The following is a 21,286-nucleotide window of genomic DNA, read 5'->3' on the forward strand; positions in this document are numbered from 1 at the left end:
TTTATGAAGGAAAGGGGAAAGACCCATGAACAGTGTGATCAAAGGGGCAAGTTATATTTTAGTACATACGCCGGATATGGTGCTGTACAACGGAACGACACAGACGACGGAGCGCATCGTGAACCCCGAGTCTGAATATCTCAAAGAGGTGCCGGAAAAGCTCCGCTCCTACGAGGATGCGGTTGCCTACTGGCCGAACCAGACCTACATCGGAAACGTCCATCCGGAGGAGCTGGCCAAGGTAGAGTTCCCCTGGTATGACAAGAAGATGGAAGGGGCGCAGCGCTACGGCAAGTTCGGCGAGATCATGCCGGAGGAGGAGTTCCTTCTCCTTGTGCAGGCAAGCGACATGTTTGAGGTCGTACGGCTGGAGAAGGGGTTTGTGGCAGCGCACAGAGATGCGTTTGCGGCGGATCCGGTCATCAGCAGCGACATCGTGGAGAGAGTGCACGAGGGTGTGGAGCTCTCTGAGATCGAGCATTTCGTGAATGACGAGCACGCAGAGGGACTCTACTTTGACGGGCAGCTTGTGGGCTGCGTGAAGGCGGCGCACGACATCGACCAGAACCTCTCCGCCCATGTGATGCACGAGAACCTGATGAGCAAGGCGTCCAGCGTGCTGGCCCTTCTCTATGCGATCCGCAACGCCGGCATCGACAAGGCGGACGTGGAGTATGTCATCGACTGTGCCGAGGAGGCGTGCGGCGACATGAACCAGAGAGGCGGCGGCAACTTTGCCAAGGCGGCGGCCGAGGTGGCAGGACTTGTGAACGCCACCGGATCCGATGCCAGAGGCTTCTGCGCAGCCCCCACCCACGCGGTGATCGAGGCGGCGGCGCTGGTGAAGTCCGGCGCGTACAAGACGGTTGTCGTGACAAGCGGCGGCTGCACGGCCAAGCTTGGCATGAACGGCAAGGACCATGTGAAGAAGGGGCTCCCCATCCTGGAGGACTGCCTGGGAGGCTTCGCTGTCGTCATCTCTGAGAACGACGGCGTGAACCCGGAGATCGACCTCGACCTGCTGGGACGCCACACAGTCGGCACAGGATCCGCGCCGCAGGCCGTGATCGGAAGCCTTGTGGCAGATCCCCTTGACCGGGCGGGCATGAAGATCCCGGATATCGACAAGTACTCACCGGAGATGCAGAATCCGGATATCACAAAGCCGGCGGGCGCAGGCGATGTCCCGCTTGCGAACTACAAGATGATCGGCGCCCTGGCAGTGAAGAGAGGCGAGCTGGACAGAAAAGAGCTGGCTGAGTTCACGACGAAGCACGGCCTGACAGGCTGGGCTCCCACCCAGGGACATATCCCCTCAGGCGTGCCCTACATCGGCGTTGCCAGAGAGGACATCCTGGCCGGCACCATCAAAAACGCGATGATCATCGGCAAGGGCAGCCTGTTCCTTGGCCGTATGACGAACCTGTTCGACGGCGTTTCCTTTGTGATCCACGGCAACACAGCTAAGGAGCAGAAGGCGCAGGCCGGCGTGTCGGAAGAGGAAGTAAAGGGCCTGATCGCGAAGGCAATGAAGGAATTCGCAGCCTCCCTGCTGGCAGAGTAAAGGAGGGGTGGATCATGGCAAACAGTATTGAGAAAATGATCGCCTCCACCTTTATGGACATGGCAGAGGGACTGGAGAGCGGACATTTCGGAAGAAAGCCGAAGATCGCCCTCACGGGCATGGGCAGCGAGCACGGGGAGGAGAACTCCATGGAGGCCGCTGTGGCTGCCGCAAAAGAGGGGATTGATGTGTACTACATCGGCACGCTGGAGGCAGAGGGCGTGACCACCGTCAAAGTGGCGGACGAAGAGGAAGGCCACAGGAAGATGGAGGAGCTTCTGAAGAATAAGGAAGTGGACGCCGCTGTCACCATGCATTTCCCGTTCCCCATCGGCGTGTCCACTGTGGGCCGCGCCGTGACCCCGGCGAAGGGCAGGGAGATGTTTGTCGCGACGACGACAGGCACATCCAGTTCGGACCGCATCGAGGGCATGATCAAGAACGCCGTGTACGGCATCATCGCCGCCAAGGCGTGCGGCAAAGCCAACCCGACCGTGGGCATCCTCAACGTGGACGGCGCCCGCCAGACGGAGAAGGCGTTAAAGCAGCTCAAAGACAACGGGTATGACATCACGTTCGCAGAATCCGCGAGGGCGGACGGCGGCTGCGTCATGAGAGGCAACGATGTGTTGCAGGGATCCCCGGACATCATGGTGTGCGACTCCCTGTCCGGCAACATCCTCATCAAGATGCTCTCCTCCTTCACGACAGGAGGCAGCTTTGAGGCCACAGGCTACGGCTACGGCCCCGGCATCGGCGAAGGGTACGACCAGCTCGTGCTGATCATCTCCCGGGCTTCCGGCGCTCCCCTTATCACAGGGGCGCTGCGCTATGCGAAGCAGCTCCTGGAGGGCAAAGTCTTCGACATCGCGAAGGCGGAGTTTGAGGCGGCCAACAAGGCCGGCTTAAAGGAGCTCCTCGAGGAGCGCAAAGCGGCGGCGAAGCCGGCGCAGGCTGCTGAGGAGGACGTCAAGGCCCCGGCGAAGGAGCCGGTTACATCCCAGATCGCAGGGATCGAGATCATGGATCTGGAGGACGGCGTGAAGGCGCTCTGGAAGCAGGGCATCTACGCGGAGAGCGGCATGGGCTGCACCGGGCCCATCATCCTTGTGTCTGACGCGAACTTTGAGAAGGCGCAGGAGGAGCTGAAGAAAGCAGGCTACATCGGCTAACGGGCGGCCAAAAAAACCGGCAGATCTATGCTGTATATGGAGAGGTGACAGATCAGGTGCTGATTCGTCACCTCTCTTTTCATGCGCGGATATTGTGCGGGGAAACAGGCGACTCTATAATAATCCTCATGGAAGCATATGCAATGATCATGATGATGGAGACGCCCCGCCGGGAGGATGTGAAACTTGCGGCGAGGCGGATGCTTGCGGTGGTGCTGGCCGTATTTGTGACGGCAGCGGCATTGTCTGTACTGCCCTGGGAGGAGGCGGGCAGAGCGGAAACAGCCCCGGCGCTGTATTCTGTCTCACCAGACAGTGCGCTCACAGATGCGACAGAGATCCCGGAAGCAGCGGGAACAGTCCTGATAAGCAGGATGGAAGATGATCCGGCGGTCCCTGCCGGCAGCGCGGCCAGCGATCCCGGGTCTTTAGAACAGGCACTGGAACCGGCGATGGTGCAGAGCGCCTCTCCCGCAGCGGCAGGCCCGGCGGAAGAGTCTGCGCATACGGAGGAAACGGACGCATCCCCGGCGGCGCCTGCGCCGGAGGGACCTGTCCTTACGGGGAGCCTGCGCACGGACTACTGCGTCGGCAGCCTGCCGGATTACAGCGGCGTGTCCGTGTCGGCTGCAGGGGCGGAGACGGCGCTTGCAGACTGCCTGGTGGAAGGCTGGGACACCTCGTCGGCGGGTGAGAAGTTCCTGACCGTGACGGTCGGGGAAGAGAAGATCCGCGTCCCTTACGGGGTGGCGGAGTACAGCGCGCACCTGAACGGGAACGGAGGCGCACTGTCCGCCGGGACGGTCTCCCTCAGGGATTACCGCCTGCCTGAGATGGCGGAGCCGGTGCGTCCCGGCAAGGATTTCGCGGGCTGGTACCGGGATCCCGCCTGCACTGTGCCCTTTGAGAGCGCGGCGCCCGGGGAACTCTGTCTGGAACTTTACGCGGGATGGACGGACTTCCCGGGCTTTGCCTGCGACGCGGAGGGCTGTATCACCGGGTACACGGACCTGCGGCTGAACGACGGGCTGCTGGTCCTCCCGTCCGATGCGGGCTGCACGGGTGTGAGAAGCGGCGCGCTTGCCGGTCTTGCCGGCGTCTGGGAGATCTACATACCGGCCGGCATCACCTGCATTGAGCCGGGCGCCTTCGGGGACCTGGGAGAGGAGGTCTACGTGGAAGTCCATCCGGAAAATCCGGCGTACATGAGTGTGAACGGAATTTTGTACACAAAAACCGGAGAAAAAGCTCTGTAATTTCCGGATGGTTGGTGTTATAATAAGCTGATGTAAATGTACAGGATGACAGGGCGGAGCGCAGCGGCATGAAGATATACCAGATCACAGAGCATAAGAGATACTATCTTGAATTATTGTTGGAAGCAGATCCCCAGGAGGACATGATAGAACGCTATCTGGACGCTGGGGATATGTTTGCGTTATATGACGACGAGGACGAGGCGCAGGCTGTCTGCGTGGTCGTCCGGTCCGGAGACGGCAGGTGCGAGCTGAAGAACCTGGCCGTCCGGGAGGAGTCCCGGGGGAAGGGGTACGGATCCAGGCTTCTTAAGTACGTGTGTGAGAAGTACAGTTACCGGTGCCGCACCATGTATGTGGGGACCGGGAACGTGCCGGGGACCGTGGGCTTTTACGAGCGCTGCGGGTTTGTCCACTCCCACATCGCGGCGGGGTTTTTCACGGAGAATTACCGGGAGCCCCTTTACGACGGGGGCGTGCGCCTGACGGATATGGTGTACCTGAAAAAGGACCTCACGAAGGCGACGGACCCGAAGCGGGCGGCGGACCTGGCGCTGGAGGCGGGCCGGATCCTGCTGCGAAACGGCGGCGAGATCTTCCGCGTGGAGGAGACCATCTGCCACATCTGCCGGCGGTTCCACGTGGAGAATGTGGACACGTTCACCCTCAGCCACGGCATCATCATCAGCGTGAAGCTGCCGGATGGGGACACCTACACGCGGGTGAAGCACATCCCGCTGTCCAGCTCCCACCTGGAGGTCGTGGACGCGGTGAACACACTGTCCCGGGAGATCTCAGCCGGGAAGGTGGGGGTGGACGAGGCCTTTGAGCGGCTGGAGGAGATCGAGAAGATCCCGCCCAAGAAGTGGTATCTCCAGGTGCTGGCCGCCGGCATGGGCAGCGGCTGCTTTGGCTTCCTTCTGCAGGCGGGCGTTCTGGAGAGCGTCATGGCTTTCGTCATCGGCTGCATCCTCTACCTGTGGGTCCTGCTGGCGAAGCGGCACCGCATGTCCAAGATCCTGGTGAACATTGCCGGCGGCGCCTTTATCACGGCCCAGGCCCTGCTGATCCAGCGCCTGTTCCCCATGCCCCTTAAGCTGGACGGCATGATCATCGGGGCCATCATGCCCCTGGTCCCCGGCATGGCGTTCACCAACGCGATCCGGGATATCGCGGACAGCGACTTTCTGTCCGGCACGGTGCGCATGATCGACGCGCTGCTTGTGTTTGTCTATATCGCCATCGGCGTCGGCTTTACCCTTGGCGTGTATTCCAATACGATGGGAGGGATCAGCCTGTGATCGGAGAGATAGCACGGAATTTTGTGATCAATTTTATCTGCCCGTTTCTGGGGACGGTGGCGTTCTCCGTCCTCTTCAACGTGCCGAAGCGGTTCTACGTAAGCTGCGGGTTTGTCGGGGCCATGGGGTGGGTGACGTACTGCCTTGTTTCCGCCCGGTCCTCCGCGGCGGTGGCCTCGTTTGCGGGCTCTCTTGTTGTGGTCCTTCTGTCCAGGATCCTGACGGTGAAGATGAAGTGCCCGATCACCATCTTCATGATCTCGGGGATCTTCCCCCTCGTGCCGGGGGCAGGGGTCTACTACACCGCCTACTACCTTGTGACGAACCAGCTTGGGGAGGCGGCCCAGAGAGGGCTGGGGGCGCTGAAGGTGGCCTTTGCCATCGTGCTGGGCATCGTGTTCATCGTGTCCATCCCCCGCGAGTTCTTCCAGCCCAGGTACTGGAAAAAACGCTGGTTTATGCGCAGAAATGCCAAAGGGGCTTGAGTGTCATAAATTGAATGTGGTACAATAGACTACAACAAAAAAGAGGCAAAGGGGGCGGAGCTTATGTCAAACATTGCACAGACGATCTGCGGGATGCTAAAGGAGAGCAGGTACACGGTGGTCCTCAGCGGCCGGGGCATGCTGGAGGAGAACGGATACCCGGTGGTGCGGGACGGCGGGGAGTCCTACGGGATCGAGGAGAAGTACGGGTACTCCGCGGAGGAGATCTTTTCCAGCGCCTTTTTTTCCACCCGCAAGCAGCAGTTCTATGATTTCTACAGGAATGAACTCCTCTCTGCAGTGGATATCCCGCCGGGGAAGGGCTATCTGGAGATGGCCCGGCTGGAGCAGGAGGGTGTCTTCCATACGATCATCACGAGGCGGCTCTTTCATCTGCCGACCCGGGCCGGGTGCAGGAACGTCATCGAGCTTCACGGCAGCATCTTCCGGAATTACTGCGCCCACTGCGGCCGGGAGTATCCGGTCGAATACATAAGGAACACAGAGAAGATCCCCCTGTGCGAGACGTGCGGGCAGCCGGTGCGGCCGGGCGTTATCCTCTTCGGGGAGATGGTGGACAACCAGGTGATCACGCGGGCGGCCACCGAGATGCAGAAGGCGGATGTGCTCCTCGTGCTCGGGACGAACCTGAAGTCCTTCCTCTGCAGCCAGTTGACGGGCTACTACGAGGGGAACAAGCTGATCGTCATAGACGGAGAAGACCACTTCTCCAACGCTGGCGCGGATATCTTCTGGCAGAGCCGGGTGGACGACGCGCTGGCAGAGATTATTACAGAAATGGAGAAAGACAGAAAATGAGTAAAGTAAGAACAAGATTCGCACCCAGCCCGACAGGCCGGATGCATGTGGGCAACTTAAGGACAGCGCTCTACGCGTACCTGATCGCAAAGCACGAGGGCGGGGATTTCATCCTCCGCATCGAGGACACGGACCAGGAGCGCTACGTGGAGGGCGCGCTGGATATCATCTACAGGACCCTGCAGAAGACGGGCCTCGTCCACGACGAGGGGCCGGACAAGGACGGGGGCGTGGGGCCTTACGTGCAGAGCGAGCGGAACGCGACCGGCGTTTACCTTAAGTACGCGAAGCAGCTCATCGAGCAGGGCGACGCCTACTACTGTTTCTGTGACAAGGAGAGGCTGGAGTCCCTGCGCAGCAGGGTGTCCGAGGACGGCACGCAGATCGTCGTCTACGACAAGCACTGCCTGCATCTGAGCAGGGAGGAGATCGAGGCCAACCTGGCGGCCGGGAAGCCCTACGTGATCCGGATCAATATGCCGGCAGAGGGGACCACGACCTTCCACGACGACATTTACGGGGACATCACCGTGCCCAACGAGGAGCTGGACGACATGATCCTCATCAAGTCTGACGGATACCCGACCTACAATTTCGCCAACGTCATCGACGATCATCTCATGGGGATCACCCATGTGGTGCGTGGCAATGAGTACCTGTCCTCCGCGCCGAAGTACAACCGCATCTATGAGGCCTTCGGCTGGGATGTGCCGGTCTACGTGCACTGCCCGCTGATCACGGACGAGAACCACAAGAAGCTGAGCAAGCGCTGCGGCCACTCCTCCTACGAGGATCTGCTGGACCAGGGCTTTGTATCCGAGGCCATTGTCAACTATGTGGCGCTCCTTGGCTGGTGCCCGGAGGGGAACCAGGAGATCTTTTCCCTGGAGGAACTGGTGAAGGCCTTCGACTACCACCACATGAGCAAATCCCCCGCGGTATTTGACGTACAGAAGCTGAAATGGATGAATGGGGAGTACCTGAAGGCCATGGACTTTGACACGTTCTACGAGATGGCGGAGCCGTACATCCGGGACGTGGTGACGAAGGGGCAGGATCTGAAGAAGATCGCAGCCCTGGTGAAGACGAGGATCGAGATCTTTCCGGACATCCGGGAGCAGATCGATTTCTTTGAGGAACTTCCGGAGTACGACCTCTCCCTGTACTGCCACAAGAAGATGAAAGTGACGGAGGAGAAGGCGCTGGACGTGTTAAAGGAGACGCTGCCGCTTCTAGAGGCGCAGGAAGATTACAGCAACGACGCCCTCTATGAGACGCTGAAGTCCTATGTGGACGAGAAGGGCTTCAAGGTGGGATACGTGATGTGGCCCCTGCGCACCGCCCTGTCCGGCAGGCAGAACACGCCGGGCGGCGCCACGGAGATCATGGAGGTGCTGGGCAAAGAGGAGTCCCTGCGCCGGATCCGCCAGGGGATCGTCAGACTGGAAGAGAGGTAGGGGATGCATCTGAATAAGGCGCAGCAGAGCGCTGCCTGTCACCATACAGGACCCTGCATGGTCCTGGCGGGCCCGGGATCCGGGAAGACGCTCACCATCGCCGCGAGGATCAAATATCTGACAGAGAGGTATGAAGTAAGACCAGAAGAAATTCTGGTCATTACTTTTACCCGGCACGCGGCGGCCCAGATGCAGAAGCGGTTCCGCGCCCTGTCCGACGGCGCTCCGGCGCCGGTCACCTTCGGCACGTTTCACGGGATCTACTACGGGATCCTGAAGTGGGCCTACGGCCTTACCTCTGCCAACATCCTCCCGGAGGAGGAAAAGCGGGACATGATCCGGCAGATCCTGGCCCTGCCGCAGCTTGGCATGGACCTGGAGGTGGAGGATGAGAAGGACTATGTGGACCGGATCCTGTCTGAGATCGGGAAGGTAAAGAGCAGTGGCCTCTCCCTGGCCGGGTATGAGTCCCAGGTATGCCCCGGGCATTTTCATCAGATCTGCCAGTTGTACGAGAAAAAGAAGAAGGAGATGCGCTGGATCGATTTCGACGACATGCTCCTTCTTTGCTGGAAGCTGTTCCGGACAAGGCCGGACATCCTGGAAATGTGGCAGAAGAAGTTCCGCTACATCCTGGTGGATGAGTTTCAGGACGTGAACCGGGTCCAGTACGAGGTGCTCCGGATGCTGGCCCTGCCGGAGAACAATCTCTTTGTGGTGGGGGACGACGACCAGTCCATCTACCAGTTCCGGGGCGCAAGGCCAGGCATCATGCTCGGGTTCCCGAAGGATTATCCGGATGCACGCCGGATCCTCCTGGATGTGAACTACCGGTGCACCTCCTTTATCCTGGGCGGCGCCCTGCGGGTCATCGGACACAACCGGGACCGCTATCCGAAGAAGCTCCGCACGGTCAAGGGGAAGGGGGCGCCTGTCCATGTCCAGGAAGTGCAAGGCCCAACCCAGGAGGCGGACTACATCATCGGGGCCATCCGCAGCCGGATGGAGGAGGGGGTTAAGCCGGAGGATATGGCTGTCCTCTTCCGGACCAATCTGGACGCGGGGATCCTGGCCGGGCGGATGATGGAGCAGCACATGCCCTTTGCCATGCGGGAGCACATCCGCAATGTGTTCGAGCACTTTATAGGCAGGAATATGCGAAGCTACATGGAGCTTGCTTCAGGCAGCCGCAGCCGGAAGCATTTCCTGGATATTGCCAACTGCCCGAAGCGGTACATAAGCCGGGAGAGCATGGAGAACCGGGAAGTATCCTTTGAGGACCTGCGCCGGTTCTACTGCGATAAGGAGTGGATGCAGGACCGCATCGACCAGTTTGAGTGGGACATAAAGATGATGGAGAACAAGACGCCCTACGCCGCCGTCCAGTATATACGCAGGCGGATCGGTTACGACGACTATCTGCGGGAGTGGGCGAAGATCCACCGGACCGGGGAGGAAGACCTTTTCGAGATCCTGGAGCAGATCGAAGAGAGCACAAAGCGGTTTCAGACGATGGAGGAGTGGTTCCGGTACACGGACGAGTACGGGAGACGTCTGCGCGAGCAGCAGAAGACGGCGCAGCAGCACACAGAGGGCGTCAGGCTTATGACCATGCACAGCGCCAAGGGACTCGAGTTCGACACAGTCTTTATCCTGGGCGCCAACGAGGGCGTCACGCCCCACAGGAAGGCATCGCTCAAGGAGGAGATCGAGGAGGAGAGACGGATGTTCTACGTGGCCATGACGCGGGCGAAGGAGCGGCTGGTCATCAGCTATGTGAAAGAAAAAAACGGAAAGGATGCGGATCCTTCCCGTTTTGTGGAGGAGCTTCTCCTCCGAAAGAGGCAGGGCGTCTAGAAGGCGTCCAGGTCCTCCTCAAATTCCTGCTCGTCAAGCCACTCGTCGAAGGCGTCGGCGGCAATCTCGTACTCATCGTCGTCTTCAATGTTCTCGAGATCCGGGTTCTCCGGGTCTGTATCAATGTAGCGGTAGATGTATACATCCCCCTCTTCCTCGCCGTTTTCATCCAGCGGAAGGAGAGCGATATACTGGCGGCCGCCCGCCTCGAAGATGGTGAGAACGGCGCACTCGAGCACTTCGTCATTATCCAGTGTCAGTGTTACGGTGATCTCTTCGTTCTGCTGCTCTTTCATAGTTCTTCTCCTTTTATGATATGTTTCAGAGAGTTCCTCTGCCCTTACTCTACCATAAGAGTGGCGGCAAAAGCAAGCCGGTCTGGTCAAACAGCGGAAAATGTAGTAAAATATGAATTAAGTATGAGTAAAATGCATGGAAGTCACAAGGACGGTCAAGGAGGATTCAACATATGAAAAACCGAAAGTTCGCGGCATTTCTCGCCGTGCTTCTCGTGGTTGCACTGGCGGCGGCCGGATGCAGCAAGAAAAATGTGGGAAGTCCGGAGGACAACCCTGTCGTGGAGGAAGATGAGGAGGAGACTGACGGGGAGGACCAGGAAGAGGACACCGGCTACACCTTCGGCTTCAGCGCCATTGACATGGAAAATCCGTATTTTATCACCCTGGAGAACTCCATCCGGGAGGCGGTGACGGAGAACGGCGACAGCCTGATCACCATGGATCCGGGGACGGACGCCCAGACCCAGCGGTCCCAGATCACCCAGATGATCGGGGACGGCATCGACGCCATTTTCCTAAGTCCGGTCAACTGGGAGTCCATCACCCCCTCCCTGGAGGAGTTAAAGGAGGCCGGGGTGAAGATCATCAACGTGGACACCCAGGTGAAGGAGATGGACTATGTGGACGCCTACGTGGGTTCCGACAACCAGGAGGCGGGGCGCATGTGCGGCGAGGCGCTTGTGGAGCGGTGCCCCCAGGGGGGAAAGGTGCTTCTCCTGGAGTGCCCCACCCAGAATTCCATCAACGACCGCATCACCGGGTTTGAGGAGGCCATCTCCGGCGCGGATCCGGGGTTTGAGATCGTGGCCCGGGAGAATACGGACGGGATGTTTGAAAAGTCGCTGGAGCTGGCCAGAGCAGCCCTGGAGGAGCATCCGGACGTGACGGCCATCATGTGCGGCAACGACCAGATCGCGGTGGGGGCCCAGACCGCGGTCAACCTGCTCGGGCTGGACGACGTGGTCATCTACGGGGTGGACGGATCGCCGGACATCAAGAAGGAGCTTTTAAAGACCGGGACCCAGATTGCCGGCACGGCGGCCCAGTCCCCCATCAACATGGGCAAGGAGGCCGTGGAGATCGCGCTGGCGGTCCTGGACGGCGGGGACTATGAAAAGGAAAACTATGTGGACATCATTGATATGATCACCACGGAAAACGTGGACATGTATGGAGCAGACGGCTGGCAGTAGGAGCAGCAGGAAGGAAGGACTATGACCAGAAGAGAGGGCAGGCCTCTGCCGCTGGGAGCGGATGTGAGGAAGGACGGAGTGAATTTTGCAGTGGAGGCGCCGCGGGGAAAGACGTGCGAGCTTCTTCTTTACAGGAAGGGGGAGAAGGAGCCGGCGGCCTGCTTTGACATGCCGGCCTGCCGGGAGACCGGCGACGTGCGGTTCCTCGCCCTTGCGGACCTGCCGGCGCAGGAGTACGAGTACAATTACCGGATCGGCGGGGAGATCGTCACCGATCCCTACGCGAAGAAGCTGTCCGGGACCAGGCAGTTTGACAGGTGGGAAGATGCAGAGGACGGCGGGGTGCGCGGCGCCCTCTATCTGGACGACTACGACTGGGAGGAGGACGCAAGACCCGCTGTCCCCATGCACCGGACGGTGGCCTACAGCCTCCATGTGCGCGGCTTTACGAAGCATGCGTCCTCCCGTGTCAGACACAGGGGCACATTTGCCGGGCTGACGGAGAAGATCCCCTACCTGACGGAACTGGGGATCAACCAGATCCAGTGCATGCCGGTCTATGAGTTTGAACCTTCTCCCAAGTATCTGAATTACTGGGGGTACGGGCCCGGGTACTACTTTGCGCCCCGGGCGTCCTACGCGGCCGGCGATCCGGTCACGGAGCTGAAGGACATGGTGAAGGCCTGCCACCGGGCGGGGATCGAGGTGGTCCTTGAGATGCCCTTTGAGGGGGATACGCCCCGCATCCTCATGGAGAGCTGCCTGCGCCACTACATGACCGAGTACCATGTGGACGGGTTCATCCTGAATCCGGATGTGACGCCGGCGGACGGCGTCTACCGGGATCCGCTCCTGGCGGGGATGAAGCTTCTGAAGCACCAGACGGGATTCCAGAATGTGATGCGCCGCTTCCTGAAGGGCGACGAGGGCATGGTGGGCGATGTGATCTACTGGCTGCGCCGTCAGGCAGGTGCGGAAGGCTTTTACAACTATATTACAAATCAGAACGGGTTTACCCTGAACGACCTGATCTCCTACGACGCCAAGCACAATGAGGCGAACGGGGAGAACAACCAGGACGGGCCGGACTACAACTATAGCTGGAACTGCGGGGCGGAGGGTCCCAGCAGGAAGAAGGCGGTCACGGCGCTGCGGGAGGGACAGAGGCGCAATGCCTTCTTCCTCGTGCTCCTGGCCCAGGGAACGCCCTGCCTCCTGGCGGGGGATGAGTTCGGGAACACCCAGAAGGGCAACAACAATGCCTACTGCCAGGACAATCCGACGGGCTGGCTGGACTGGAGCCGGCTGGAGAAGGAGAGGAAGCTCTTCAGGTTTGTGCGGGACCTGATCGCGTTCCGGAAGGCGCACCCGGTGCTTGCCCAAGAAAAAGAGCTCCTGGGCATGGACCAGCTAAGCTGCGGGGTGCCGGATGTGTCCTACCACGGGACGTACGCGTGGCAGACGCCGTCCGAGGTGTCCAGCCGGCAGCTGGGCGTCTACTACTGCGGGAAGATGGCCGGGGATGCGGACTGCTTCGTCGCCTACAACATGCACTGGCTGGATCACAGCTTTGCCCTCCCGGCGTTGCCGAAGGGGAAGAAGTGGTACCTGGCAGCGGACACGAAGGAGGGGATCCGCAGCGGGGAAGAACTCCTGGATGACCAGCGGGGAGCGTTCCTCTCCGAGCGGACGATCGCTGTCTTTGTGGGGAAATAGGGGATGGATTCCTTTTGGCTGAAGTGGCTCGCCATCCTCTGCATGTCGGCCGACCATACCGGCCGGGTCCTGTTTCCCGGCGAGGAGGCCTTTATCTGTGTCGGGAGGCTTGCCTTTCCCATCTTTGCGTTCCTTCTGACGGAAGGCTTTTTCCACACGGCGGACCTGTACAGATACCTGGCCAGGCTGGGCGTTTTCGCGCTCCTGTCGGAGATTCCCTATGACCTGGCGCTGTCCGGGACATGGTGGAACCCCCAGCGGCAGAATGTGTTTTTTACCCTCTTTATCAGCCTCCTGCTCCTCCTGGCGCTGGAGAGGAGCAGCGGATGGCCGGAGCGCATGCTGGAGGTCTTCCTCGCCATGTGGTTCGCGGAGGCGCTGGGGGCGGATTACGGCTTCCGGGGCGTGCTGCTCGTCCTGTTCTTCTATATAGGCAGGTCGCGGCCGCCGGCAGGGCTCCTTCTCGGGGCGCTGTGGAATTTTCTCTGGCCGGTGCCCGTCCAGCGGTTCGGCGCCCTTGCCATGTTCCCGCTTGCCCTGTACAGCGGGAAGCGGGGCAGGAGCATGAAATATTTTTTCTATGTATTTTATCCGGCGCATCTCCTTGTGCTGTATGCGGCAGGCAGGCTGCTCCGGTGAGAGAAAAGATCGAGTGAAGGAAGTATGAGAGAGCAGATATGAAGGCGTGGGAACATTTTTGTACGATCACACATCATAAGATCCTTGTCATGAAGGGGTGCTTCAAACTGGGCCTCTACAGGCAGGGCCTCCTCCATGACATGTCGAAGTATTCCCCCACGGAGTTCCTTGTGGGGTGCCGGTACTATCAGGGGACGAGGAGCCCCAACAACGCGGAGCGGGAGGCGAAGGGATACTCGGCCGCCTGGCTCCACCACAAGGGGCGGAACAAGCACCACTATGAGTACTGGATCGACTATGGCATGGAGAAGGACGAGGGCATCATCGGCATGAAGATGCCGGCCCGGTATGTGGCGGAGATGTTTGTGGACCGCGTCTCGGCCTCCAGGACGTACCAGAAGGAGAATTACCGGGACACCCATCCTCTGGAGTACTACGAGCGGGGGGCTGCGAAGCTGGGCAACATGATCCACCCGGAGACGGCGCAGTTGCTCCACGATCTTTTAAAGCGTCTGGCCCGGGACGGGGAGGATGCGACGTATGCCTACATCCGGAATGTGGTGCTGAAAAAAGACTTCCCCTACAACCGGAAATACAGGCCGGGAGAGTAGAAAAGGACAAAGATAAAAAAGAAAGAAGGGCGGCTGCGGCTGCCCTTCTTTTGCGTGCGAGGCCTACTTCGGATAGACCATCTGCTCCTTTGTGATGTTCTCCAGCACGTTCTTTACGTATCTTCTGGCCAGGTACCTTGCCATGGGAAGGTTCATGTCCAGGTAGTTGCCGCAGTCCCTTGCGGAGGCGCCGGGGATTTCCCCCTCGTAGCCGGCGATAAAGGCGAACATGCTGCGCAGCAGGGGCACGATGTCAGCGGAGCTGTAATCCCCGGCAAGCAAAAGATAGAAGCCGGTGCGGCAGCCCATGGGGCCGAAGTAGAGGACCTTGTCCTTAAACGCCGGGTCGTTCCTTAGAAAGGTGGCGCCCAGGTGCTCGATGGCATGGACCTCCGCGGTGTTCATGACAGGCTCGTCGTTGGGGCTCGTCATCCGCAGGTCAAAGGTGGTCACCACGCAGTCCCCCGCCATATCCTTTCTGGAGACATACACGCCGGGGACCAGTTTTATATGGTCGATGGTGAAGCTTGTGATTTTTTCCATACGATATTCCATCCTTTCTGTACTTTCGATCTGTCCAATTATACCATGAATTCCGGGCCGTGCGCAAAGGAAGTTGAATTGCATGCCTAAAAATGCTATAGTATAGAAGTGCAAAACGGAGGTGTGGCATATGAAGATATACATCGTCCGCCACGGACAGACAGACTGGAATAAAGCGCGCAGGATCCAGGGACAGGTGGACATCCCGCTCAACGAGTTCGGAAGGCACCTGGCAAGGGAGACGGCCAGAGGGCTTCGGGACGTGCGGTTTGACGCCTGCTTCACAAGCCCGCTGTCCCGGGCGAAGGAGACGGCGCAGATCATCCTGGCCGGCCGGGATGTGCCGGTCATCGACGAGCCCCGGCTGGAGGAGATGTCCTTTGGCGTGTATGAGGGGAAGTGCTGCGCAGGCGACAACTGGGAGCTGCCGGAGAATTTCCACCGCTTTTTTGACGGGCCGGACCGCTACGAGGCGCCGGAGGGCGGCGAGAGCTTCGGGCAGGTGCGGGACAGGACGGGCGCTTTCCTGGAGGAACTGGCGCGCCGGCCGGAGTATGCGGACGGGCAGATCCTCCTCGCCACACACGGCGCTGCGCTGGCGGGACTTCTCTGCTACATACGCAGGGCGCCCCTTGCGGACTACTGGGGCGTGGGCGTACACAAAAACTGTGCGGTCACGGAGGTAGAGGCAAAAGACGGCAGCTTCCGGATCCTGTCCGAGAATGTGGTGTACTATAAGGACAAAGTGGATCCCTGGGCGAAATAGAATGAGAAGAGACAAAGAGAAGGAGATATGAGATGATACAAGACAAGAAAGTGCTGTTCAGCGGCATGCAGGCAACCGGGAACCTGACCCTTGGTAACTATCTGGGGGCGCTGAAGAACTGGGTGACCTTAAGTGATGAATACGAGTGTTTTTACAGCGTGGTGGACATGCATTCCATCACGGTCCGGCAGGATCCGGCGACTCTGAGAAAGCGGGCCAGGGCCCTTCTCATCCTCTATATCGCGGCCGGCCTTGACCCGGAGAAGAACTGCATCTACTACCAGTCTCACGTGTCCGGGCATGCGGAGCTCGCCTGGATCCTGAACTGCTTCACCTACATGGGCGAACTGAACCGGATGACCCAGTTCAAGGACAAGGCGGCCAGGCATGCGGACAATATCAACGCCGGCCTGTTTACCTACCCGGTCCTGATGGCGGCTGACATCCTTCTGTACCAGGCGGACGTAGTGCCGGTCGGGGTGGACCAGAAGCAGCACCTGGAGATCACAAGGGACATTGCCGAGCGGTTCAACAACCTGTACGGGCCTGTCTTCACGATCCCGGAGCCCTACATCGGGAAGGTGGGCGCAAAGATCATGAGCCTGCAGGATCCGGAGAAGAAGATGTCCAAATCGGACGAGAATCCCAACGCCAGCATCTACCTGATGGACGATCCGGACACGATCATGCGCAAGTGCAAGCGGGCCGTGACGGATTCAGAGAGCGCGGTCCTCTACCGGGACGAGCAGCCCGGCGTGAAGAACCTGATCAATATCTACAGCGCCTGCACGGGACATACGCCCGAGGAGGTGGTGAAGGAGTTCGACGGCAAAGGGTACGGGGATTTCAAGATGGCTGTCGGAGAGTCCGTCATCTCCGTGCTGCGGCCCCTGCAGGAGGAGGCCGCCAGACTGGAGAGGGACAAGGCCTACATTGACGGCGTGATCAGGGCGAATGCGGAGAAGGCCGGATACTATGCGAACAAGACGCTGCGGAAGGTACAGAAGAAGGTAGGCTTCCCGGAGCGGGTGCGGTAAAGGAGACGTTGGATGGCGATTCAGACGGCAGGAGAACAGAAATACTATGATTTCATCGAGGAGAGGGCCCGGAAGCTGCGCACAGGCATGATCGTGTGGATCAGCCTTCTCGCCGCGGCTCTCATCGCGTCTTTCAACAGCCTTCTCATCGGAGGTCTGCTGGCGCTTGCCGGCATTTTCCTCGGTGTGCTCAACATCCGGAATCAGAAGGCGCTGAAAGACAAGCTCGCCGTCGTGGAGGACAGGGCGGATTTCTTCAATCAGCTCATCGCGCCGGAGACGGTGGAGATCCCGTCCTTCCGGCTGCTCGTGACAAGGGACTATGTCCTCGTCTTTCGCGCGGATGTGTATCTCTACCGCTTTGCGGATATGGAGAAGGTGGAAGTGGGGATCGGGACCGCGGGTGAGAAGGCCCTGTTTCTCACGGACCGGCGCGGCGTGCGCTGCGAGATCGCCCGGACCGCCGGCGGGCCGGACGCGGAGTTCGACCGCGCCTATGAGGCGGTGCGGGAGCGGATGGAAGAGAGATAAAGATATACGGATACGGAAAAATCCCGGGGCTGCCGATGTGGCATACCCGGGATTTTTTGCAGGAAGGCCGTGTCAGATGTGCTCTGCGGCCAGTTCTTTTCTGTGCCGCTCCAGCAGGGCGTGGATCCGCTGGGTGGGATCCAGGACAGCCTTGATGGAGATGTCGTGGTTCATGGAGTCGATGATAAGAGCGATGAACTTGCTCATATCCGCCGCCGCGAAGTAGGGGCGGCTCAGCGTCTCCGGCGGCAGGTACGTAAGGTTTGTGGTGATCAGCCGGTCGATATATCCTTTTTCGTAATAGTCGTCGAAGATCTGCATGCCGTTTGTGAAGAGGCCGAAGGTGGCGCACACGAAGACGCGGGCGGCGCCCCGTTCCTTGAGCTGGCGGGCCACATCCAGCATACTCTCGCCGGAGGAGATCATGTCATCCACCACGATGAGGTCCTTGCCCCGCACATCGGAGCCAAGGAATTCATGGGCGACGATGGGGTTCTTGCCGTTCACGATGGTGGAGTAGTCCCTGCGCTTGTAGAACATGCCCATCTCCACGCCGAGGACGTTGGAGAAGTAGACAGCCCGGTGCATGGCGCCCTCGTCCGGGCTCACGATCATCAGGTGCTCCTTGTCGATCCTTAGCGCAGGCTCCGCGCGCAGGAGGGCCTTCATGAACTGGTAGGGCGGGTTGAAGTTGTCAAAGCCGATGAGCGGGATGGCGTTCTGCACCCGCGGGTCGTGGGCGTCAAAGGTCAGGATGTTGGACACGCCCATGTCGACCAGCTCCTCCAGCGCCATGGCGCAGTCCAGGGACTCGCGCCGGGTCCGCTTGTGCTGGCGGCTCTCGTACAGGAAGGGCATCAGTACATTGACCCGGTGCGCCTTGCCGTTGGCGGCGGAGATGATGCGCTTCAGATCCTGGTAGTGGTCGTCCGGTGACATATGGTTCTCATGTCCGTTCACAGAGTAGGTGAGGCTGTAGTTGCACACATCCACCATGACGAACAGGTCCTTGCCGCGGACCGTCTCCTTGAGCATGCCCTTGGCCTCGCCGCTCCCGAACCGCGGGCAGCGGCATTCGATCAGGTAATTGTCAAGCTGATAGTTGGAGTAGAGCGGGGAATCCAGCGTCTCTACAGAGGTGTCCCGGCGAAAACTGACAATGTAATCGTTGACTTTCTGCCCCAGCTCCCGGCAGCCCTCCAGGGCCGCGATCTTCAGGGGCGCGACAGGCAGAGCCTGCTCCAGTACTTTTAAATCTGACATATGTGCCTCCTGGTCATAACTTGTCATCTGTTTTTTCACCTATTATTTATAGCACTTTTGTGGTAAAATGGTCAATATACTTTAGAAGAAACAGCAGAGGGATCCAAATATGGCACACAGGCATTTGATAGAGAGCGTGGAGCCCGGCAGCATCGCGGATGAGCTGGGCATTGAGAGAGGGGACGTCCTCCTTTCCATCGACGGGCAGGAGATCGAAGACGTCTTTGACTACCATTTTTATATAAACGACGAGGAGCTGACACTCCTGATCGAGAAGCCGGACGGCGAGGAGTGGGAGCTGGAGATTGAAAAGGATTACGAGGAGGATTTGGGGATCAGCTTCGGGCAGGGCCTGATGGACGAGTACCGGTCCTGCCGGAACAAATGCATTTTCTGCTTTATCGACCAGATGCCGGGAGGCATGCGGGATACGCTCTATTTTAAGGACGATGACTCCCGCCTCTCCTTCCTGCAGGGGAACTATGTGACGCTGACCAACATGAGCGACCACGACATTGACCGGATCATCCGGTACCACCTGGAGCCCATCAATATTTCCTTTCACACGACGAACCCGGATCTCCGGTGCCGGATGCTCCACAACCGCTTTGCCGGGGATGCGCTGCGGCATGTGCAGAAGCTGTTCGAGGCCGGCATTGAGATGAACGGGCAGATCGTCCTTTGCAAGGGGATCAACGACGGGGAGGAGCTGGAGAGGACGATCCGGGACCTGACGGGGTATCTGCCATATCTGCGCAGTGTCTCCGTGGTGCCGGTGGGACTTACAAAGTACAGGGACGGCCTGTACCCGCTTAAGCCTTTTACGCAGGAGGACGCCAGGCAGGTGCTGGAGACGGTGCGCCGCTGGCAGGACGAACTGTTTGAGACGTGGGGGCTGCATTTCATCCACGCGGGGGATGAGTGGTACCTGCTGGCAGGCGAAGAGATGCCGCCAAAGGAGCAGTACGACGGGTACCTGCAGCTGGAGAACGGCGTGGGCATGATGCGCCTTCTGGAAGACGAGTTTGAGGAGGTGTTCCTGGAGCTTCCGGGGGATGCGCTCCGCAGGGAGGTGTCCCTGGCCACGGGCAGGCTGGCATATCCGCTCATGCGCACCCTGGCGGAGAAGATCCGGAGCCGGTACCCCAATACGGTGATCCATGTCTACGAGATCGAGAACCGGTTTTTCGGGGAGCGGATCACGGTGGCGGGGCTCGTCACCGGGCAGGATCTTAAGGAGCAGCTGGCGGGCAGAGAGCTGGGGGACGCCCTTCTCCTTCCCTGCAACATGCTGCGCAGCCAGGAGGACGTCTTTCTGGATGATATGACGGTGGGACAGCTCAAAGACGCTTTACAATCCGAAATAGATATTGTAAAATCAAGCGGGCAGGATTTTATTGACGCTGTATTAAAGATAAGAGATTGAGATAGAAGGAGAACAGTATGAGCAAACCGGTAGTGGCCGTCGTGGGGCGGCCGAATGTGGGGAAATCCACACTGTTTAATGTGCTCGCCGGGGAGAAGATCTCCATCGTGAAGGATACGCCGGGCGTGACGCGCGACCGCATTTACGCGGAGGTGTCATGGCTGGACCGGGAATTTACGCTGATCGACACAGGGGGGATCGAGCCGGAGAGTAAGGATATTATTTTGTCGCAGATGCGGGAGCAGGCGCAGATCGCCATCGACACGGCGGATGTCATCCTGTTTCTCACGGATGTGCGCCAGGGGCTGCAGGACGCGGACTCGAAAGTGGCGGACATGCTGCGCCGGTCCGGGAAGCCGGTGCTCCTTGTGGTGAACAAAGTGGACAATTTTGACAAGTACATGCCGGATGTGTATGAGTTTTACAATCTCGGCATCGGGGATCCCATCCCCATTTCCGCCTCCTCAAGGCTCGGGCTGGGAGATATGCTGGACGCCCTGGTCGCGCATTTCCCGGAGCATGCGGGGGAGGAAGGCGAAGACGAGAGGCCGAGGATCGCCATTGTAGGGAAGCCGAATGTGGGCAAGTCCTCCATTGTGAACCGGCTGCTGGGCGAGCAGAGGGTCATCGTCTCTGACATCGCAGGCACGACCCGGGACGCCATCGACACAGAGATCGTCCACAACGGGAAAGAGTATGTGTTTATTGACACGGCGGGCCTTCGCAGGAAGAACAAGATCAAGGAGGAGCTGGAGCGCTACAGCATCATCCGGACCGTGACCGCGGTGGAGCGGGCGGATGTGGTCCTCGTTGTCATCGACGCCACGGAGGGCGTCACGGAGCAGGACGCCAAGATCGCCGGCATTGCCCACGAGCGGGGCAAGGGCGTCATCATTGTGGTGAACAAATGGGATGCGATCGAGAAGAATGACAAGACCATGCGGGAGTACGAGAGCAAGGTGCGCCAGGTCCTCTCCTTCATGCCCTACGCGGAGATCATGTACGTGTCCGCGGTGAGCGGGCAGCGCCTGCCGAAGCTGTTTGACAAGATCGACATGGTGATCCAGAACCAGAATCTGCGGGTGGCCACCGGCGTGCTCAACGAGATCATGATGGAGGCGGTCGCCATGCAGCAGCCGCCGTCTGACAAGGGAAAGAGGCTGAAGCTTTTCTATATCACGCAGGTGGCGGTGAAGCCGCCGACGTTCGTCATTTTTGTCAACGACAGGGAACTGATGCATTTTTCATACACCAGGTATCTGGAGAACAAGATCCGCGAGGCCTTCGGGTTTAAGGGGACGTCCCTTAGATTCTTCATCCGGCAGCGGAAGGAAAAGGAGCAGTAGGGGGA

General features: G+C 59.5%; 20 protein-coding genes. 17 read left to right on the forward strand and 3 right to left on the reverse strand.

What is annotated here, in order from left to right:
* Nucleotides 1-25 precede the first annotated feature (25 nt).
* The 8 genes from grdC to H6A20_RS02825 all read left to right on the forward strand — a co-directional run bounded on the left by grdC (nucleotide 26) and on the right by H6A20_RS02825 (nucleotide 9,911).
* The gene (grdC, locus tag H6A20_RS02790) at nucleotides 26-1,564 is read left to right on the forward strand and encodes a glycine/sarcosine/betaine reductase complex component C subunit beta (RefSeq protein WP_204905643.1); all 1,539 of its coding nucleotides are present in this window, start codon (nucleotides 26-28) and stop codon (nucleotides 1,562-1,564) included.
* A gap of 14 nt (nucleotides 1,565-1,578) precedes the next feature.
* On the forward strand, nucleotides 1,579-2,736 hold the full coding sequence (gene grdD, locus H6A20_RS02795; RefSeq protein ID WP_204905644.1) for a glycine/sarcosine/betaine reductase complex component C subunit alpha: 1,158 nt from the start codon (nucleotides 1,579-1,581) through the stop codon (nucleotides 2,734-2,736).
* 128 nt (nucleotides 2,737-2,864) lie between these two features.
* Nucleotides 2,865-3,992: an InlB B-repeat-containing protein gene (locus tag H6A20_RS02800; protein WP_204905645.1), complete on the forward strand. Its 1,128-nt coding sequence runs from the start codon at nucleotides 2,865-2,867 to the stop codon at nucleotides 3,990-3,992.
* A 68-nt stretch (nucleotides 3,993-4,060) separates the two neighbouring features.
* A complete protein-coding gene (locus tag H6A20_RS02805; RefSeq protein ID WP_204905646.1) occupies nucleotides 4,061-5,293 on the forward strand; it encodes a GNAT family N-acetyltransferase in 1,233 nt (410 codons plus the stop codon).
* Entirely contained in the window at nucleotides 5,290-5,778 is a 489-nt protein-coding gene (locus tag H6A20_RS02810) for a threonine/serine exporter family protein (RefSeq protein ID WP_338106560.1), read from the forward strand. Before H6A20_RS02805 ends, H6A20_RS02810 begins: the two co-directional genes overlap by 4 nt.
* A gap of 63 nt (nucleotides 5,779-5,841) precedes the next feature.
* Nucleotides 5,842-6,597, forward strand: a complete 756-nt coding sequence (locus H6A20_RS02815; RefSeq protein WP_243426103.1) for an SIR2 family NAD-dependent protein deacylase — start codon at nucleotides 5,842-5,844, stop codon at nucleotides 6,595-6,597.
* Nucleotides 6,594-8,054 (forward strand): glutamate--tRNA ligase, encoded by a 1,461-nt coding sequence (gene gltX, locus H6A20_RS02820; RefSeq protein WP_204905647.1) that lies wholly within the window; start codon nucleotides 6,594-6,596, stop codon nucleotides 8,052-8,054. Before H6A20_RS02815 ends, gltX begins: the two co-directional genes overlap by 4 nt.
* A 3-nt stretch (nucleotides 8,055-8,057) precedes the next feature.
* Nucleotides 8,058-9,911 carry an ATP-dependent helicase gene (locus H6A20_RS02825; protein ID WP_204905648.1) on the forward strand — a complete coding sequence of 618 codons (1,854 nt, stop codon included), beginning with the start codon at nucleotides 8,058-8,060 and terminating at the stop codon, nucleotides 9,909-9,911.
* On the opposite strand, the gene H6A20_RS02830 is transcribed toward H6A20_RS02825, so the two are convergent.
* Nucleotides 9,908-10,207 (reverse strand): DUF1292 domain-containing protein, encoded by a 300-nt coding sequence (locus tag H6A20_RS02830; protein WP_204905649.1) that lies wholly within the window; start codon nucleotides 10,205-10,207, stop codon nucleotides 9,908-9,910. The genes H6A20_RS02825 and H6A20_RS02830 overlap by 4 nt on opposite strands.
* 173 nt (nucleotides 10,208-10,380) lie before the next feature.
* Between H6A20_RS02830 and H6A20_RS02835 the strand changes: the two genes are divergently transcribed.
* The 4 genes from H6A20_RS02835 to H6A20_RS02850 are packed head-to-tail and all read left to right on the forward strand — an operon-like array spanning nucleotide 10,381 to nucleotide 14,369.
* Nucleotides 10,381-11,403 carry a sugar ABC transporter substrate-binding protein gene (locus H6A20_RS02835; RefSeq protein WP_204905650.1) on the forward strand — a complete coding sequence of 341 codons (1,023 nt, stop codon included), beginning with the start codon at nucleotides 10,381-10,383 and terminating at the stop codon, nucleotides 11,401-11,403.
* A 21-nt stretch (nucleotides 11,404-11,424) separates the two neighbouring features.
* Nucleotides 11,425-13,119: an alpha-amylase family glycosyl hydrolase gene (locus H6A20_RS02840; RefSeq protein ID WP_204905651.1), complete on the forward strand. Its 1,695-nt coding sequence runs from the start codon at nucleotides 11,425-11,427 to the stop codon at nucleotides 13,117-13,119.
* Between the two features lie 3 nt (nucleotides 13,120-13,122).
* Nucleotides 13,123-13,758: a TraX family protein gene (locus H6A20_RS02845; RefSeq protein WP_204905652.1), complete on the forward strand. Its 636-nt coding sequence runs from the start codon at nucleotides 13,123-13,125 to the stop codon at nucleotides 13,756-13,758.
* 38 nt (nucleotides 13,759-13,796) lie between these two features.
* On the forward strand, nucleotides 13,797-14,369 hold the full coding sequence (locus tag H6A20_RS02850) for a DUF5662 family protein (protein WP_204905653.1): 573 nt from the start codon (nucleotides 13,797-13,799) through the stop codon (nucleotides 14,367-14,369).
* Nucleotides 14,370-14,432: 63 nt separating this feature from the next.
* Here the strand turns inward: H6A20_RS02850 and H6A20_RS02855 are convergent, their stop codons facing one another.
* Nucleotides 14,433-14,912: an S-ribosylhomocysteine lyase gene (locus H6A20_RS02855; RefSeq protein ID WP_204905654.1), complete on the reverse strand. Its 480-nt coding sequence runs from the start codon at nucleotides 14,910-14,912 to the stop codon at nucleotides 14,433-14,435.
* 130 nt (nucleotides 14,913-15,042) lie between these two features.
* Between H6A20_RS02855 and H6A20_RS02860 the strand changes: the two genes are divergently transcribed.
* Genes H6A20_RS02860 through H6A20_RS02870 form a run of 3 tightly spaced genes read left to right on the forward strand, consistent with a single transcriptional unit; the run spans nucleotide 15,043 to nucleotide 17,246 of the window.
* Nucleotides 15,043-15,678: a histidine phosphatase family protein gene (locus H6A20_RS02860; protein ID WP_204905655.1), complete on the forward strand. Its 636-nt coding sequence runs from the start codon at nucleotides 15,043-15,045 to the stop codon at nucleotides 15,676-15,678.
* Between the two features lie 32 nt (nucleotides 15,679-15,710).
* Nucleotides 15,711-16,715, forward strand: coding sequence for a tryptophan--tRNA ligase (trpS, locus tag H6A20_RS02865; protein ID WP_204905656.1), 1,005 nt, complete (start codon nucleotides 15,711-15,713; stop codon nucleotides 16,713-16,715).
* Nucleotides 16,716-16,727: 12 nt separating this feature from the next.
* Complete coding sequence (locus tag H6A20_RS02870; RefSeq protein ID WP_204905657.1) at nucleotides 16,728-17,246, forward strand: hypothetical protein; 519 nt, start codon at nucleotides 16,728-16,730, stop codon at nucleotides 17,244-17,246.
* Between the two features lie 72 nt (nucleotides 17,247-17,318).
* On the opposite strand, the gene H6A20_RS02875 is transcribed toward H6A20_RS02870, so the two are convergent.
* Complete coding sequence (locus tag H6A20_RS02875) at nucleotides 17,319-18,509, reverse strand: ribose-phosphate pyrophosphokinase (RefSeq protein WP_204905658.1); 1,191 nt, start codon at nucleotides 18,507-18,509, stop codon at nucleotides 17,319-17,321.
* Between the two features lie 124 nt (nucleotides 18,510-18,633).
* Between H6A20_RS02875 and H6A20_RS02880 the strand changes: the two genes are divergently transcribed.
* On the forward strand, nucleotides 18,634-19,935 hold the full coding sequence (locus H6A20_RS02880) for a DUF512 domain-containing protein (protein WP_420846574.1): 1,302 nt from the start codon (nucleotides 18,634-18,636) through the stop codon (nucleotides 19,933-19,935).
* Nucleotides 19,936-19,952: 17 nt separating this feature from the next.
* Nucleotides 19,953-21,281 (forward strand): ribosome biogenesis GTPase Der, encoded by a 1,329-nt coding sequence (der, locus tag H6A20_RS02885; protein WP_204905660.1) that lies wholly within the window; start codon nucleotides 19,953-19,955, stop codon nucleotides 21,279-21,281.
* Nucleotides 21,282-21,286: the final 5 nt, after the last annotated feature.

It is taken from the genome of Mordavella massiliensis (assembly GCF_016901695.1).
In the GTDB taxonomy this organism is placed as follows: domain Bacteria; phylum Bacillota; class Clostridia; order Lachnospirales; family Lachnospiraceae; genus Claveliimonas; species Claveliimonas massiliensis_A.

Coding starts and splice junctions, on each gene's coding strand:
- grdC (WP_204905643.1), top strand. CDS start 26: ATGAACAGTGTGATCAAAGGGGCAAGTTATATTTTAGTACATACGCCG.
- grdD (WP_204905644.1), top strand. CDS start 1,579: ATGGCAAACAGTATTGAGAAAATGATCGCCTCCACCTTTATGGACATG.
- H6A20_RS02800 (WP_204905645.1), top strand. CDS start 2,865: ATGGAAGCATATGCAATGATCATGATGATGGAGACGCCCCGCCGGGAG.
- H6A20_RS02805 (WP_204905646.1), top strand. CDS start 4,061: ATGAAGATATACCAGATCACAGAGCATAAGAGATACTATCTTGAATTA.
- H6A20_RS02815 (WP_243426103.1), top strand. CDS start 5,842: ATGTCAAACATTGCACAGACGATCTGCGGGATGCTAAAGGAGAGCAGG.
- gltX (WP_204905647.1), top strand. CDS start 6,594: ATGAGTAAAGTAAGAACAAGATTCGCACCCAGCCCGACAGGCCGGATG.
- H6A20_RS02825 (WP_204905648.1), top strand. CDS start 8,058: ATGCATCTGAATAAGGCGCAGCAGAGCGCTGCCTGTCACCATACAGGA.
- H6A20_RS02830 (WP_204905649.1), bottom strand. CDS start 10,207: ATGAAAGAGCAGCAGAACGAAGAGATCACCGTAACACTGACACTGGAT.
- H6A20_RS02835 (WP_204905650.1), top strand. CDS start 10,381: ATGAAAAACCGAAAGTTCGCGGCATTTCTCGCCGTGCTTCTCGTGGTT.
- H6A20_RS02840 (WP_204905651.1), top strand. CDS start 11,425: ATGACCAGAAGAGAGGGCAGGCCTCTGCCGCTGGGAGCGGATGTGAGG.
- H6A20_RS02845 (WP_204905652.1), top strand. CDS start 13,123: ATGGATTCCTTTTGGCTGAAGTGGCTCGCCATCCTCTGCATGTCGGCC.
- H6A20_RS02850 (WP_204905653.1), top strand. CDS start 13,797: ATGAAGGCGTGGGAACATTTTTGTACGATCACACATCATAAGATCCTT.
- H6A20_RS02855 (WP_204905654.1), bottom strand. CDS start 14,912: ATGGAAAAAATCACAAGCTTCACCATCGACCATATAAAACTGGTCCCC.
- H6A20_RS02860 (WP_204905655.1), top strand. CDS start 15,043: ATGAAGATATACATCGTCCGCCACGGACAGACAGACTGGAATAAAGCG.
- trpS (WP_204905656.1), top strand. CDS start 15,711: ATGATACAAGACAAGAAAGTGCTGTTCAGCGGCATGCAGGCAACCGGG.
- H6A20_RS02870 (WP_204905657.1), top strand. CDS start 16,728: ATGGCGATTCAGACGGCAGGAGAACAGAAATACTATGATTTCATCGAG.
- H6A20_RS02875 (WP_204905658.1), bottom strand. CDS start 18,509: ATGTCAGATTTAAAAGTACTGGAGCAGGCTCTGCCTGTCGCGCCCCTG.
- der (WP_204905660.1), top strand. CDS start 19,953: ATGAGCAAACCGGTAGTGGCCGTCGTGGGGCGGCCGAATGTGGGGAAA.